Genomic DNA, 15,067 nt, shown 5'->3' on the forward strand with positions numbered 1-15,067 from the left:
AATGAGTCATATCCATGTCATCGCCCACACGCACTGGGATCAAGAGTGGTATTTCACGTTGCAGGACAGCAATATCCTGGCATCGCGAAACTTTGCCGATGTTATTGATACATTAGAACGTTACGCCGATTACACCTGTTACCATTTCGACGGACAAACCGCCGTGGTTGAGGATTTTCTGGCCGTCAATCCGCAATACGCTGACCGCCTGAAGCTGCTGGTCAAAAACAAGCGGCTTTACATCGGCCCGTGGTACACCCAGACGGATACGTTCAACGTTCACGGCGAATCGATTATCCGCAACCTGAAGTACGGCATACTTTCCGCGCGTAAACTGGGCCACGCCATGATGGTGGGATATCTGCCCGATACCTTTGGTCATAACAGCCAGCTCCCGACGCTGCTTCGCGGATGCAACCTGGACAACATCGTGTTCTGGCGCGGCATTGATCATGACACGCAGGTTGCACAGAGCCAGTTTATCTGGCGTGCGCCGTCAGGTTCGCAAGTCATTGCCTGCGCAATGCTGTTTGGCTACGGGGCAGCCAAAAATATTCAACCGGACGATGCCCACCTGCAGGAAAAAATCTTTCCAATGGTGAATCTCATCCGCCAACGCGCCGGTCTGCATGACTTACTCCTGCCCTGCGGCGGCGATCAGGTCAATATTGATCCTCTGTTACCCGAGATTCTGCAGACGGTCAGCGAACGCTCCCCTACAGGCGATCGGTTCCAGATATCATCGCTGGAAGCGTTTGTTGATACGCTTCGTCAGCAAGCCGATGGATTTACCTGCTGGCAAGGCGAACTGAAATCCCCGCGCTATACCCGGATCCACAAAACCATCGGCTCCGTTCGTTACGACATTAAAAAGAAAAATTACGATATCGAACAATTTTTGTTGGGCAAGCTGGAACCGACTATTGCGCTGGCCCGCCATCATGATATTCACGTCAACCTCCAGTGGGTTGATCAAATCTGGAAAAACCTGTTACGCAACCATGCCCATGACTCCATAGGCGGGTGTAACAGTGATGCCACCAACCGGGATATTCTGCATCGCCTGGAACAGACGGAACAGCTCAGCCATAGCCTGTGGAATCTGGTGATTAAAGAGCTGGCCATTGCCAGCAGCCAGGAGAACGACCTCTTTGTGGTGAACCCTGGCGCGACGCCCTGGTCCGGGGTTGTCAACGCCACGCTATATACCAGCACACCATCCCTTGAACTCTGCGCTGGCGAGCAGACTCTCTCATTTAGCATTATTGAACAAACAGAGCTTTCCGGTGGACGCGTGATTCAGGTTACGCCGCAGGGAGAAAAAGAGGTTGAGCTTCCGCCTTATTATCGCTCGCAGGTCGCTATCGACACGCAGGAACTGCCCGCACTGGGTTATATCAATATTGCCGTTCGCGAGGGCACGCACACGGTTTCTACGCTGCGCCCTTATGCCGAAAACCATATTGAAAATGACCATTATCGACTCAGCCTTGATGACGGAACACTGACGCTACGGGATAAACGTACCGGCAGAACTCTCTCCGACCTGCTGACCTTCGAAGATTGTGCGGATGCAGGTGACAGTTATGATTTTTCACCGCTGCAAGGTGATATCCCCCAAAAGTTCAATCACTTCACACTTCTCGCCTGCGAAAAGAGCCAGCACGTCGAGCGCTTAACGCTGGGCATCACGCTCAACCTGCCCTATTCATTAAGCCAACGCGCAACACAAGAATGCCCGGTACAGGTTGTTTGCGAACTCCGTCAGGGCGAAGCCCATCTTTTTATTGATGCCCGTTTAGAAAACAACGTTTGCGACCACCGCCTGCGCCTGCTGATCAACAGCGATATTCATACTCAGGAATCAATAGCCTCTCAGCCTTTCGGCATTATTCACCGCCCCATTGCCGACGCCCCTGCGAACTGGCAGCAAAACTATCGTGAGAAACCTGTCGATATCGAAACCAGCGAGGGAATTATCGCCATTGCGGAAAACGACAACGCTCTGGTCATAAACAGCCTGGGCATGAAAGAGTATCAGATCCTGCAAAACACAACATCGCAGGTGGCGCTGACGCTCTTCAAATCGACAGGCGTTCTGGGACGCGACGATCTGGCCTGGCGCCCCGGACGCGCTTCCGGCATCAATAATACCGTCGTTTACACGCCCGAGGCCCAGCTCCACAAGCCCCTGATCTTTAACCTGACCCTGACACTTAGCGACCGTGCCGACCATCTGACATTACGCCGCCTTGAGGAAAGAGCTTTACGTCAGCCTTTCAGCTGGCAGAACCAGAAATTGAATACGCTGGACAACCGTCTGGAGCGCTTCACGCTCAATTTCACACCGCGTTCACTGCCAGAAACTTTCAGTCTGCTGACGTTGCCTGAGCCGCTCATGCTCTCGGCGCTGCCACACGCCCAGACGATAAATGGAACAATATTACGTATTTTCAATGCCGGTGAGCATCCTGTTGAACTCCCACCATTGCTGCAAGAAATGCCGCAGATTAACTATCTGGAAGAACCCGTTAAGCACTGCCGCGAAATTGCGCCTTTCGCCACATGCGATTTCCTTTTCTCACTGCCGGAGCGTGACGCAAAAGTATGAATATCTCCCCACATAAAGCATTTATCCGCGACACGCTGGCACAGCTCTATCCGCAAGCGGATCATCAGGCAATCGCAGCGAAGATTGAACAGCTTATCCAACGCTGGAAACCCAAAACGCAAACGACGATTCCGTTAGATCAAAGCCGTATCTGGATGATCGCCTATGGCGATAGCATCTGCGCGCAAGGGGAAAATCCCCTATCGATTCTCCACCAGTTTGCAAAACTGTGGTTGAAGGGGACGATCAGTGACATTCACCTGCTGCCGATGTTCCCGTGGACCTCCGATGACGGTTTTAGCGTGGTGGATTACCGACAGGTTGATCCCCATCTTGGGCAGTGGTCAGATATTGCCGCGCTGGCGGGCGATTTCAATTTAATGTTCGATTTTGTGATTAACCATATTTCACAGCAAAGCCGTTGGTTCCAGGGCTATTTGCATGGTGAGCCTCGCTACCAGAACTACTTTATCAACGCCGATCCGGATGAAAATTACAGCCGGATCACACGTCCGCGTACATCTCCTTTATTAACGCCATTCACGCTTAAAACAGGGGAAACGGCGCATATATGGACCACATTCAGCGCCGATCAAATTGATCTTAACTTCCGTGAACCCGAGGTTTTACTGGAAAGTATTGATATTCTTTTGGAATATGCTTCACGCGGTGCCCAGGCAATTCGACTCGATGCCGTCGGTTTCTTGTGGAAAGAGAAAAACAGCCGCTGCATTCATCTGCCGCAAACCCATCAGGTAATCAAACTCTGGCGGGCGATCCTGGAAGAGATCTGGCCTGACTGCCTGCTGATTACCGAAACCAATGTGCCACATCAGGAAAACATCAGCTATCTGGGGGCCGGGGATGAGGCTCATATGGTGTATCAATTCCCGCTACCACCGCTGACACTGCATGCCTGCCTGCGCGGCAACGCACGCTGGCTACGCCAGTGGGCGCAAAGCCTGGAGCAAGAAACCTTTCCTGCCAACACCACATTTTTCAATTTCCTCGCTAGCCATGACGGCATTGGCCTGCGACCTGTCGAAAACATCCTCTCGACGGAAGAAAAAGCGTTCCTGGTCAGTGAAGTAGAACGTAAGCAAGGACGAATTTCCTGGCGCACCAATCCAGACGGCAGCCAGTCGCCGTACGAGATGAACATTAACTTTCTGAGCGCGTTAAGCGAACCGGGAGAAGCTCCCGACACGCAGGTTGCCAGATTTGCCGCCGCTCACGCCATCCTCTTTATGTTGCAGGGCGTTCCTGCAATTTACTACCACAGCCTTCTCGGTAGCGAAAATGATATCGCAGGGTTGAACGCGTCAGGGATCAATCGCCGTATTAACCGTGAAAAACTGGATTTCGCCACCACGCATCAGGCATTAGTCACGCCAGAATCCCGACAAGCGAAGATCTATGCCGCACTAACGACATTACTGCGCATTCGCCAACAACATCCCGCGTTCTCACCGGCAGCCGCTCAGCAAGTCCTTACACTGCCGGATGCGCTATTTGGCGTCAAACGCCACCACCAGACAGAGGAAGAAACTGTCTACGGTATTGTGAATGTCACTGGCGCATCACAAACACTTCTCTTACCCGTGACGGGGACAGATCTCCTGACAGGAACCCCCTTTAATGGCGTTTGCGAACTGGCGGGCTGGCAAACGATCTGGATCCACGTCAAGGCACAACCGGAGGCATAAAACATGGAATTGTCTACACTGACTCGTCAGACGCTAATTTTTATCGATCCGCCGCAATCGTCTCCCGATGCGATCATCCGGTATATGTCTTCAGCATTGTCTGAATGCGGACTCATTACCAATAAAGACGCTTTTATTGACAGCGTTCTGCGCCGTGAAAATGAAGGACCAACCGCGCTGGGAGAAGAGCTGGCCGTCCCTCACGGAAAATGTGATTCCGTCGTGCAGGCGTCGTTCTGCGTCGCCCTTTTTCCCGAGCCAATACTGTGGCCGGGTCTTGAAGGGCCTGAACCAGTACGGTTAGTGTTCCTGCTGGCGATCCCGCCAAATGAAGCGGGTACAACGCATATGCAACTGCTCACCCAGCTCACCTCGTCGCTGGTTGAGGATGAGATGCGAAACGCCATGCTTAACGCTACGTCTGCCGAAGAAGTACTGGCGCTGCTCTCGACTGGAACGACACCAGCTCAGGAAGTGCCAGAAAACCGCGTGAAGAGCAGTTACCTTGTACCACTCATTCTGGGTCTCGTCGCCTCGGCAGCCTTCATTAATGCAGGTATCCACTGGATGCAGTCGCTGTCGTCATAGTGTGTTCCGGGCAGCAGATGCCTGCCCGGCTTTACCTTCCTGTTTTTGTTGAATAATTAATCAGAATTTTCTGCCCATAATTTACAATCGCTGTACTGCCCGTCATCTGTACGCTCCGATTTTTACTTTGCGCTACATCAAATAAACCGTAAACATCCTTGATGCAAATCACTACATATAGAACTTAAAATGCACGCCGACCCAATATGTTGTATTAATCGACTACAATTGCTACAACTACAGTGCACCGCTTTACGGTGAAATTGTGGATAAAGTGGGTCAGGATTGCGGGAAGTCATTGGCAATAGAGATGAATAAAGCCATGGCCGCTTCCCCAACCTCTGTGGATAACCTGTTCTTATAAATATGGAGTGATCATGACACCGCATGTGATGAAACGAGATGGCTGTAAAGTGCCGTTTAAATCAGAGCGCATCAAAGAAGCCATTCTGCGTGCAGCTAAAGCAGCGGGAGTCGATGACGCAGATTACTGTGCCACCGTCGCAGAAGTCGTTAGTAGCCAGATGAATGAGCGCAGCCAGGTCGATATCAACGAGATCCAGACAGCGGTAGAAAACCAGCTGATGTCTGGTCCGTACAAACAACTCGCCCGTGCGTACATCGAATATCGCCACGACCGTGATATACAGCGTGAAAAGCGTGGCCGTCTGAACCAGGAAATTCGTGGTCTGGTTGAGCAAACCAACTCTGCTCTGCTGAACGAAAACGCCAACAAAGACAGCAAAGTGATCCCGACCCAGCGTGACCTGCTGGCCGGTATCGTCGCCAAACACTATGCGCGTCAGCACCTGCTGCCGCGTGATGTCGTCCAGGCGCACGAGCGTGGTGATATTCACTATCACGATCTCGACTACTCTCCGTTCTTCCCAATGTTTAACTGCATGCTGATCGACCTGAAAGGCATGCTGACGCAGGGCTTTAAGATGGGTAACGCGGAGATTGAGCCGCCAAAATCCATCTCCACCGCTACGGCCGTCACCGCGCAAATTATCGCGCAGGTTGCCAGCCATATTTATGGCGGTACCACCATTAACCGTATTGACGAAGTTCTCGCACCATTCGTGACCGAGAGCTTTAACAAGCATCGCAAAACCGCTGAAGAGTGGCAGATCCCGGATGCCGACGGTTATGCGCATTCCCGTACCGAGAAAGAGTGCTACGACGCATTCCAGTCCCTCGAGTATGAAGTGAATACCCTGCATACCGCTAACGGCCAGACGCCTTTCGTCACCTTCGGTTTTGGCCTGGGAACCAGTTGGGAATCACGTTTGATCCAGCAGTCCATTCTGCGTAACCGCATTGCGGGTCTCGGTAAAAATCGTAAAACCGCCGTGTTCCCGAAACTGGTGTTCGCCATTCGCGACGGCCTGAACCACAAGTTTGGCGATCCGAACTACGACATCAAACAGCTGGCGTTGGAGTGCGCGAGCAAGCGTATGTATCCGGACATCCTGAACTACGATCAGGTGGTTAAAGTGACCGGTTCGTTCAAAACGCCGATGGGCTGTCGCAGCTTCCTCGGCGTGTGGGAAAACGAGAACGGCGAACAGGTTCACGACGGGCGTAACAACCTCGGCGTTATCAGCCTCAACCTGCCGCGTATCGCGCTGGAAGCCCACGGCGATGAAGCCACCTTCTGGAAACTGCTCGACGATCGACTGGTGCTGGCACGTAAAGCGCTGATGACCCGCATTGCGCGTCTGGAAGGCGTGAAAGCTCGCGTGGCTCCAATCCTGTATATGGAAGGTGCCTGCGGCGTGCGTCTGAAAGCGGACGATGACGTGTCAGAAATCTTTAAAAATGGCCGCGCGTCTATCTCGCTGGGTTACATCGGCATTCACGAAACCATTAACGCACTGTTTGGTGACAAACATCTGTACGACAGCGAGCAGCTTCGCGCCAAAGCTATCGCCATTGTCGAACGCCTGCGTCAGGCAGTCGATCAGTGGAAAGACGAGACCGGCTACGGCTTCAGCCTGTACAGCACGCCGAGCGAAAACCTGTGCGATCGTTTCTGTCGTCTGGATACCGCCGAGTTTGGTGTGGTGCCAGGCGTGACCGATAAAGGTTACTACACCAACAGCTTCCACCTCGACGTGGAGAAAAAGGTTAACCCGTACGACAAGATCGATTTCGAAGCGCCATACCCGCCGCTGGCGAACGGAGGCTTCATTTGCTACGGCGAATACCCGAATATTCAGCACAACCTGAAAGCACTGGAAGACGTCTGGGATTACAGCTATCAGCACGTGCCGTATTACGGGACCAACACGCCAATTGATGAATGCTACGAGTGCGGCTTTACCGGTGAGTTCGAGTGCACCAGCAAAGGCTTTACCTGCCCGAAATGTGGTAACCACGACGCCGCGCGCGTGTCGGTCACCCGCCGCGTCTGCGGTTATTTAGGCAGCCCGGACGCCCGTCCGTTTAACGCCGGTAAGCAGGAAGAAGTGAAGCGCCGCGTTAAGCATTTGGGTAATGGGCAGATAGGTTAATTTCGACAGTATTATTGCCCGGCAATGCGATGCTTTTCGGGCCATTTTTTCCGCAACGCAATTCACGTCATAGCAAGGCAGCAAATGAGTGGGTCTCGGGGAGCTTACATAAGTAAGTGACTCGGGCGCACGAATGCAGCTAACGCAGCTATGGCGCGAATTGATAAGCGGATGAGAAGCGAAAATGAACTTTCACCAATACTATCCCGTCGACATCGTTAACGGCCCCGGCACCCGCTGCACGCTGTTTGTGTCCGGGTGCGTGCATGAATGTCCCGGTTGCTATAACAAAAGCACCTGGCGGCTCAATTCCGGCAAGCCATTTACCAAAGAGATGGAAGACAAGATCATTGCCGATCTGAACGATACGCGAATCAAGCGTCAGGGGATCTCGCTCTCCGGTGGCGATCCGCTACATCCGCAAAACGTGCCGGAAATCCTGCAACTAGTGCAGCGCGTTCGCGCTGAGTGCCCCGGCAAAGATATCTGGGTGTGGACCGGCTACAAGCTCGATGAACTCAACGCCGCGCAAATGCAGGTGGTCGATCTCATCAACGTACTGGTCGATGGCAAATACGTGCAGGATCTTAAAGACCCGGCGCTAATCTGGCGCGGCAGCAGCAACCAGGTTGTACATCATTTGCGTTGATCGCTAAAGCCGTTTGTTTGCATCGAGATAAACGGCCGAATGTTCTCGTTTGCCGACCGCGACAACAAACACGGTCACAACCTCATCCCGAACCTGGTACACCAGACGATAGCCGGACGATTTAAGCTTAATTTTATAGCAATCTGGAAGGCCGTTTAAACGGGCAGAGTCAATTCTGGGGTTCAACAACACGTCGGCCAACTTCTTCTTAAACTGAGCCTTCACCGTATCACCCAGTTTATGCCACTCTTTTAAGGCTCTCGGGTCGAATTCCAGTTCATAAGTCATCCAGACTAACCTTGATTCCTTTTTGCGGGCTGGCCAGCCTCTCCCGGACTGTCTGAATCAGTGTATCTTCGCTGTCGCTAACGGTGACGGTTTTCACTGGCATGCGCCCCGTTTCCGCGACGTACTGAAACAGTAATCGCACAGCTTCCGTTGGAGTAATGTTCAGTTTTTCCAGCACGGCATAAGCCTCATTTTTGAGTTTGTCATCCAGACGGACGTTCAGCGTGGCCATTATGCCTCCAGTAGAATCGAATGTGTAATGCAGTTTAGCATTACATACGCATTACATCGAATTCTGGATAACGCCTCTCAAAAACGACTGACACACTCCATGGCGACGGTTTTGAACTCGGTGAAATTCCGGCATGCGCAGAGCCGCGTCATGGCGCGTTCACGCAGGAAGGTGACGAAAATATCGTAGATCGCCATCGCTTCTTCGTACTCGCTTTTACTGATGGCGAGCAGGAAGATCACGTGCGCGGTTTCATCGCCCCAGGCGATACCCTGCGGGGCGAGTATGGTGTAGACCACTGTTTTCTTGGCCAGCAGACCGAGGGCGTGCGGCAGGGCAATGCTGTCACCCAGCATGGTGCTGACGATGGCCTCACGCTCAACCACAGAATCAAGGAACTCTGCGTCGACAAAACCTTCATCCTGCAACTGACGGCATAAGGTTTTGAACAACGTTTGTTGATCCATTGGCTCGTCAATTACACGAAAATGGGCGGCATCGAAGAATTTGTTCAACATCCACGGGCGGGTTCTATCCACCAGCACCAGTTTGCCAATTTGTTCCAGTTGATAATCGGTCGGGAACGGCGCAATCATCGCTACAGGCTTATCTTTTTCACCGATCCGCGCGGTAGAGATGACAAAATCTTCGCTGATGCTTTCCCGCTGTTCGTAGTCACGCAGCGTGACGGTATCGACGATCTCTATCTGCGGATACTTACGCGCCAGCACCGCTTCAATCATCCGCGCCATCGCATTTCCGGCATCGCATACCAGCAGAACCTTCGGCTGTCTCTGATAACCGATGTTGTAACTACGCTCCAGCCCGACGCCAATATGCAGCACGAGGAAGCCGATCTCATTTTCACTGATGGTGTACGGCGTATATTTTCCCCATCCCGAGACGGCGGCCAGCGTCATGTCCCACGCCATGGGGTAGTGCTGTTTAATATTTTCCAGCAGCGGATTGGGGATCATTATCTGGTAACGCACCCGGGTGATCATCGTCTTAATATGCGTCAGCAGGTCAGCATGCAACTGTTTGTCATTCAACAGGTTGTAGTTGTACTGGGTGTTGATAAAACGCAGGATGTAATTGACCAACGCTTCATCATCATCCGCATTGATAGCACTGGGCGCGATCTCTTGTACCTGGCGGGCAGCAATATGCACCTGTAGCCAGTTTTCTTCGGAAACGGAAAGCGGTTTGTCTGCCAGGCGGTGCAGTACCGCCGCGATTTCCCGCGTGGCCAGGCACACCGATTGATCGGCCTCTTCTGCGGCAAAATCCGGGAGTGGATACCCTTCGCTAATCCGCCGTACCGCCACCGCGCAGTACAAGCGTAAAAACAGCTCGCCCTCATCGGTCAGACGAATATGAAAACGAGCGAAAATATCCTGTAAAACGGGCTGTAGCTGCTCAGGGATCCCGGCATTAAGCGCCTCCTGCATCACTAATGGGTGCTGCGGATCCTGCTGTGCCAGCGTCCACAGCAGATCGGTCAAACAGGCGCGAATCGCCATTTCGCTGCCGAACAGTTTCATGCCGTGACGGGGACGCGTTTCCAGCGTCAGATGATAACGTTGCAGATGCTCGCGCACCTCAGCCATATCGTTTTGCAGCGTCGCGCGGCTGATAAACCATTCATCAGCCAAATCTTCCAGCTTTAGCGAGAAAGCCGACGTCAGAAAACGCACCACCAGCCAGTGTATCCGTTCCTGGCTGGTTCGAGGGATGCGTAGCAACGCGTTGGGCTGCTGCGTTTGCAGGGTGTTATAACTTGCCGGGTCGTCAATTTTGAGCTGATAACCGTTACCCCGGCTGAGGACAAACTGTGCGCCGTACTGGGTGAGCAGCGCGTTTAGCGCGGTGATATCCGCCCGTACGGTGCGTGTGGAAACCGACAACCGCTGCGCCAGCTCGTCCTGTGGAAGCGCTTCGTTTTGCAACATGTCAAACAGCTGTGCTAAACGTTGGTTGGGGAATCGCACGTCAGTTTCCTCATCAGTCAGTTAGCCTACGCAGGCCCGGGTCATCGCCATCAGCTGGCGTACGTCATCCGGACGAGTGTTACCACTCACCTTATCAATAATCGAACTATAGATGTGAGGAATGATTTTACTCACTCCGGCATCGAGGGCAATCTGCAGGATTTCAGTGAAATTATCCAGGTCGATACCGCCGGTTGGCTCCAGCCAGAAGTCATGACGGGCGCAGGCCTGCGCTACGGCAATGTACTCTTCACGGCATTTCAGGCCGCCCATCGGGAAGTATTTAATCGAGCTACCGCCCATATCTTTGAGCAGCGCAATCGCGGTTTCTACCGGCACAATACCGTCCGGCGTCTGGCTGCTCAGCGGACCGGTGGAGATTTTCACCCTGCCCGGCATGCCGGTTGGCGAGACCAGACCGTTGACTACTGTATCCTGCTGGCCCAGCAGCGCGCGACTTGTGGCCACGCCGGTAAAGACCTGATTAACATGCTGCGGCTGTACCTGACGGGAAATTTCACTGACCATCGCCGACTGGTTTGGGTCGCCTGCCCCCAATCCCACGGAGAGCGCATTGTCGATAAGCGCTGCGTATTCACGCATATCCGCTACTGCGCTTGCGACATCCGGGTAATTTTTTGACAACACACCAACCAACACGTGTCCTTCCGCCGCCGCGTAAATATCCCGTGCATTTTCTTTGGAGCCTGCCAGCACGTTCAGGCAGACGCGGTCGCGATAAAAGTTAGGGGTCAGTTTCATGCGTTTTTCTCCTGCGAAATCACTTCACCAATTCGACGGGCCACAATCTCCAGCTGCGCACGATCGACGCTGCGCACATCAGCTTCGATAATGCCTTCGTTGGCTTTGTAACCACGGAAGTAAATCGCGTACTCGCCTTGTTTCAGGGCTTCAACCAGTTCGCCCGTGGCGATCCCGGTTACCGCTTCATCAAACTTAATTTCCGTGCGTGCGATGTCGCGCCCTGCGCTATCCCACACCACGCGGGCGCTCACGCCGTTAAGCTGGTTCAACACATTAATGAACGGCGTCATTTTCTCGACCATCTCCGCGCCACTCTCTTTCTGCGCGTTCAGATACAGTTCGATGGCGCAGGTTAGGCCAAGAATTCCCTCTTTCCCCACCTTCATCGCCCGGCCAATTCCCGCCGTCTGGCGTTTCACCCACTCAACGTACTGGGTTTTACCTATCACCAGACCGCTGGTTGGTCCTTCAATCGCCTTCGCGCCGCTATAAATAACCAGATCTGCGCCAACCCGGTAGTAGCATTGCAAATCTTCTTCCGCCGCCGCGTCCACGATCAGCGGCAGGTTATGCGTACGCGCCACCACCGCAGCCTGCTCCACGCTGAGCATACTTTTCTGGACACAGTGGTGAGATTTGATATACAGAATGGCCGCCGTACGCGGTGTAATGGCCGCAGCCAGTTGCGCCGCGGAACATTCGTTGGCATAACCAGCCTCCACTAACTTACCGCCGCCAAGCGCCACCATGGTACCCACCGGAGCGCCAAAGTTGACGTTGTGGCCTCTGGGCAGCACGATTTCGTTGTTCTCGATGGGCGTGACGTGTAGGTTCTCCAGCAGCCAGTCGCTGTCTTTAACCAATACGCCAGCCACCGACAGGGCGATCCCCGCCGAGGCGCAAGAGACAACGGTTGCCCCTTCCACTTCCAGCAATTTCGCGATGTAGTCGCCGGTTTTATTCACCAGGTCTTTCATCTCAAAGTATTGATTCATCCCGGCCATCGCGGCTTCAACCACTTCTGGTCGCGGCGTGGAAACGCCAAGCGCCGTCATGCGGCCGGAGGTATTAATCACCTGTTTTAAATCGTATTTCTCAAAAATCGAAGGCATGTTCCGCGCTCCCTTGTTCGGTCATATAGCCCTTGCCCGCACGTATTGCGGCAAGCGGCACCAGCAGTTGTTCAGCCTGCAGGCTGTCGTTTTCTGCATCTACCAGCACGGTTGGCTGGCGCTTAAGCGTAAAGAGGGTTAAATCAGCATCCAGACCGACCTGCAGTCGCCCCTTCTGTTTCAGGCGCAGGCCGTCGGCAGCATTGGCGGTAACGCACTCAATGACCTGCGGAAGCGACATCCCAATGGCGAGAAATTTCGACATCACATTCGCCAGAGAATGCACCGGGCCGCTGATACGGTTGCGACAGTAAATATCGGAACTGATGGTGTGTGGCAAAATCCCCAATTCAATAGCGCGTTTTGCCACCGCAAAGCTCAGGCTGGCGGTGCCATGCCCAACGTCCAGACGCACGCCGCGTGAAATCGCCCGCGTCACTGACGCCCGCAGCTCGCCTTGCGGCGTCAGAATGCGGTTCGGCTTACCGTTGTAGCAGTGGGTAATGATGTCACCCGCGCTCAGGCGCTCGGCGATCTCATCCAGGTCCGGCGGATTGTTGCCGATGTGCACCATCAGCGGCAGGTCGCCGTTCTCTTTTTGCATTGCTTTGGCGCGCTCCAGCGGCATGATGCCATTTTCACCGACTACGCTGCTGCTCATACGTGCCTTCAGACCGACGATAAAATCAGGGTGGCGTTTCACCGCCTCTCGCACCGCATCAGCGTCAATATTGGCCATGTTGGCCAGCTCGTTCTGGGCGATAAGCCCAACGCGGGAGATATTCAGCAACGCATACACCTCGGTGGCAGCTTCCCGGGTCAGGGTGTAAAAATCGTCGATGTCATCCGCCCCGGTACTGCCCGCATCCACCACGGTAGTGACGCCGGTCGCAATACCGACGCTATCCGGCTGGTCGTGGTAAATCGGGGATTTCGGGTAGCAATGAACGTGGGAGTCAATCCAGCCTGCGCTGACGTAGCACTCGCCGCCCAGCTCAATGGTTTTCAGCGCCGGGCCATCAACGTCGCCCAACGCCGCGATCTTGCCGTCTTTGAGCGCAATATCGCTCACCGTATCGTCAACGAGGCGCGCACGGCGCAGGAGTAAATCAAACATCGCTCTCTCCTATGCCGGATGGCAGCGTAACCGCCTTATCCGGCCTGCAAATCAACAGTTAGCTAATGGCAATCGGGAAGATGGACCCGAGGATCATTGCCCCAAGGATCGCCCCGCCGGTAATCGGTTTTTGCCACAGATAAAACAGCAGCGCACCCGCCAGAGAACCGATTCCGATAGGAATAGAAGCCGTCATCGCGCTGAGGATAATCAACGGTCCGAGGAAGCGGCCGGAGGCGTTACCGGCCCCCATCATGACGTCCGCACCGTAGGTTGAGTCGCTCTGGTTGATGGTGAACTTACGCGCCAGAATGATGATGTAGCCAATCGCCAGACCAATCACCAGACCGGTGACCAGCGAGGCGGCAAAGTTGGCGACCGGGAAGATAATGCCCGCGCCCAGTAGCAGCGCCGGAACGCCTAACCCAACCCCGGTCTGAATCGCCCCGCCGATATCCAGAATCCCCACCAGCGAACCTTCAATGATGCGGGCAAACAGGAAACTTGCGCCAAATGCCGCCACCGCCCCATAGGAGCCGGTATCCATTCCAGCTTTCAGCATCGCCACAAAAGCCACTTCGTTAAATGCGCCAATACCGTACAGGTAGTACATGTGCGTTCCGGCAAATACGCCGGATGAGAGCAGGCCCACGAAGATCGGGAACGACCAGTCAGCGAACCAAAAACCTTTATTCTGTTCCATGATGACCTCCGTTATTTGCCGCTGAGCGAGTTGTGGATAAGTTCGAGCCAGTTAGGCACGGTCAGATGGAAGGATTCGATCATCTTCATATCGAAACCGCGGAAGAAGCCGCTCAGAACAAACAGCGCGACGATAGCCACCATCATCACTTTGGTGACGTGGTTCCAGCCGCTCTCTTCGACGCCTTTGCCGATCAGAATGCCGAGCACCAGCCCCGGAACGGCGTTGCCCATGATCAGCTGCGCCGCGCCGCCAAAAACGGTGGCCCAGAAGCCGGATTTCTTACCGGCGTCGATCGCCGCCAGCCAGAAGATCACCGGCATCACGGTGTTAACCAGCAGGTTAGCCGCGGGCACCAGCACCTTGACGGCGGTAACCTGCAGCGCTTCCGGTACGGATGACGCAGTGAGGTTCAGGAAGGTCACCACGATCATCCCGATAACGCCGCAGGCAATTGCCATGCGCTTAGGATCGTGCAGCGTTTCACCGACGTTGCGATTTTTAATCATCAGCGCGGCGGCGCCCCAGTTGGGGATGATGCGATGGTCGACGTCCTGAGTGAACGCCCCCGCCGCAACGGAGGAAGCCCAGGCGTTAAAGAAGAAGCCCAGGCCGAACGAGAAGTGAGAAGCCGGATCCCCTTCGCAGGAATTCAGTTCTCCAAGAGTACGAAACGCGCCCATCCCTTGAGTGGTAGGCGCATGAAACATGCGTGCAGCCCCAGCGCCGACACCAACGCCAACCAAAGCGCCGATGATGAGCGATTTTATTAATATTATCAGGAACATA

The 15,067-nt window shown here is 54.0% G+C and carries 13 protein-coding genes; 5 read left to right on the plus strand and 8 right to left on the minus strand.

The genetic code is table 11. The features are described 5' to 3' along the window. The first annotated feature begins 1 nt into the window (after position 1). The 5 genes from SK34_RS20425 (at position 2) to nrdG (ending at position 8,070) form a co-directional block, all read left to right on the plus strand. Positions 2-2,611 carry a glycoside hydrolase family 38 N-terminal domain-containing protein gene (locus SK34_RS20425; RefSeq protein WP_048234079.1) on the plus strand — a complete coding sequence of 870 codons (2,610 nt, stop codon included), beginning with the start codon at positions 2-4 and terminating at the stop codon, positions 2,609-2,611. Then, positions 2,608-4,317 carry a sugar phosphorylase gene (locus tag SK34_RS20430; protein WP_048234080.1) on the plus strand — a complete coding sequence of 570 codons (1,710 nt, stop codon included), beginning with the start codon at positions 2,608-2,610 and terminating at the stop codon, positions 4,315-4,317. Before SK34_RS20425 ends, SK34_RS20430 begins: the two co-directional genes overlap by 4 nt. Before the next feature lie 3 nt (positions 4,318-4,320). Continuing rightward, a complete protein-coding gene (locus tag SK34_RS20435) occupies positions 4,321-4,905 on the plus strand; it encodes a fructose PTS transporter subunit IIA (RefSeq protein ID WP_003839584.1) in 585 nt (194 codons plus the stop codon). 377 nt (positions 4,906-5,282) lie between these two features. Beyond that, positions 5,283-7,421 carry an anaerobic ribonucleoside-triphosphate reductase gene (gene nrdD, locus SK34_RS20440; RefSeq protein ID WP_048234081.1) on the plus strand — a complete coding sequence of 713 codons (2,139 nt, stop codon included), beginning with the start codon at positions 5,283-5,285 and terminating at the stop codon, positions 7,419-7,421. Between the two features lie 184 nt (positions 7,422-7,605). Beyond that, positions 7,606-8,070 (plus strand): anaerobic ribonucleoside-triphosphate reductase-activating protein, encoded by a 465-nt coding sequence (gene nrdG, locus SK34_RS20445; RefSeq protein WP_032937736.1) that lies wholly within the window; start codon positions 7,606-7,608, stop codon positions 8,068-8,070. Between the two features lie 3 nt (positions 8,071-8,073). On the opposite strand, the gene SK34_RS20450 is transcribed toward nrdG, so the two are convergent. The 8 genes from SK34_RS20450 to SK34_RS20485 all read right to left on the minus strand — a co-directional run bounded on the left by SK34_RS20450 (position 8,074) and on the right by SK34_RS20485 (position 15,066). Then, complete coding sequence (locus SK34_RS20450) at positions 8,074-8,358, minus strand: type II toxin-antitoxin system RelE family toxin (protein ID WP_003839578.1); 285 nt, start codon at positions 8,356-8,358, stop codon at positions 8,074-8,076. Next, positions 8,348-8,590 carry a type II toxin-antitoxin system RelB/DinJ family antitoxin gene (locus SK34_RS20455; protein ID WP_003839576.1) on the minus strand — a complete coding sequence of 81 codons (243 nt, stop codon included), beginning with the start codon at positions 8,588-8,590 and terminating at the stop codon, positions 8,348-8,350. Before SK34_RS20455 ends, SK34_RS20450 begins: the two co-directional genes overlap by 11 nt. A gap of 77 nt (positions 8,591-8,667) precedes the next feature. Beyond that, positions 8,668-10,581 (minus strand): BglG family transcription antiterminator, encoded by a 1,914-nt coding sequence (locus SK34_RS20460; protein ID WP_003839574.1) that lies wholly within the window; start codon positions 10,579-10,581, stop codon positions 8,668-8,670. Between the two features lie 21 nt (positions 10,582-10,602). After that, positions 10,603-11,343 (minus strand): 2-dehydro-3-deoxy-phosphogluconate aldolase, encoded by a 741-nt coding sequence (dagF, locus tag SK34_RS20465; protein WP_003025772.1) that lies wholly within the window; start codon positions 11,341-11,343, stop codon positions 10,603-10,605. Next, a complete protein-coding gene (locus tag SK34_RS20470) occupies positions 11,340-12,458 on the minus strand; it encodes a DgaE family pyridoxal phosphate-dependent ammonia lyase (protein ID WP_048234082.1) in 1,119 nt (372 codons plus the stop codon). Before SK34_RS20470 ends, dagF begins: the two co-directional genes overlap by 4 nt. Then, positions 12,442-13,575 (minus strand): amidohydrolase/deacetylase family metallohydrolase, encoded by a 1,134-nt coding sequence (locus tag SK34_RS20475; protein ID WP_048234085.1) that lies wholly within the window; start codon positions 13,573-13,575, stop codon positions 12,442-12,444. The genes SK34_RS20470 and SK34_RS20475 overlap by 17 nt, the downstream gene beginning before the upstream one ends. Before the next feature lie 58 nt (positions 13,576-13,633). Beyond that, complete coding sequence (locus SK34_RS20480) at positions 13,634-14,278, minus strand: DUF4310 family protein (protein ID WP_003830379.1); 645 nt, start codon at positions 14,276-14,278, stop codon at positions 13,634-13,636. Positions 14,279-14,289: 11 nt separating this feature from the next. Continuing rightward, a complete protein-coding gene (locus SK34_RS20485) occupies positions 14,290-15,066 on the minus strand; it encodes a DUF4311 domain-containing protein (RefSeq protein WP_003025764.1) in 777 nt (258 codons plus the stop codon). Position 15,067: the final 1 nt, after the last annotated feature.

Origin of the sequence: Citrobacter sp. MGH104, assembly GCF_001034485.1 — a bacterium.
Taxonomy (GTDB): Bacteria; Pseudomonadota; Gammaproteobacteria; order Enterobacterales; family Enterobacteriaceae; genus Citrobacter; species Citrobacter freundii.

Coding starts and splice junctions, on each gene's coding strand:
- SK34_RS20425 (WP_048234079.1), top strand. CDS start 2: ATGAGTCATATCCATGTCATCGCCCACACGCACTGGGATCAAGAGTGG.
- SK34_RS20435 (WP_003839584.1), top strand. CDS start 4,321: ATGGAATTGTCTACACTGACTCGTCAGACGCTAATTTTTATCGATCCG.
- SK34_RS20475 (WP_048234085.1), bottom strand. CDS start 13,575: ATGTTTGATTTACTCCTGCGCCGTGCGCGCCTCGTTGACGATACGGTG.
- nrdD (WP_048234081.1), top strand. CDS start 5,283: ATGACACCGCATGTGATGAAACGAGATGGCTGTAAAGTGCCGTTTAAA.
- SK34_RS20470 (WP_048234082.1), bottom strand. CDS start 12,458: ATGCCTTCGATTTTTGAGAAATACGATTTAAAACAGGTGATTAATACC.
- dagF (WP_003025772.1), bottom strand. CDS start 11,343: ATGAAACTGACCCCTAACTTTTATCGCGACCGCGTCTGCCTGAACGTG.
- SK34_RS20430 (WP_048234080.1), top strand. CDS start 2,608: ATGAATATCTCCCCACATAAAGCATTTATCCGCGACACGCTGGCACAG.
- SK34_RS20455 (WP_003839576.1), bottom strand. CDS start 8,590: ATGGCCACGCTGAACGTCCGTCTGGATGACAAACTCAAAAATGAGGCT.
- SK34_RS20480 (WP_003830379.1), bottom strand. CDS start 14,278: ATGGAACAGAATAAAGGTTTTTGGTTCGCTGACTGGTCGTTCCCGATC.
- SK34_RS20485 (WP_003025764.1), bottom strand. CDS start 15,066: ATGTTCCTGATAATATTAATAAAATCGCTCATCATCGGCGCTTTGGTT.
- SK34_RS20450 (WP_003839578.1), bottom strand. CDS start 8,358: ATGACTTATGAACTGGAATTCGACCCGAGAGCCTTAAAAGAGTGGCAT.
- nrdG (WP_032937736.1), top strand. CDS start 7,606: ATGAACTTTCACCAATACTATCCCGTCGACATCGTTAACGGCCCCGGC.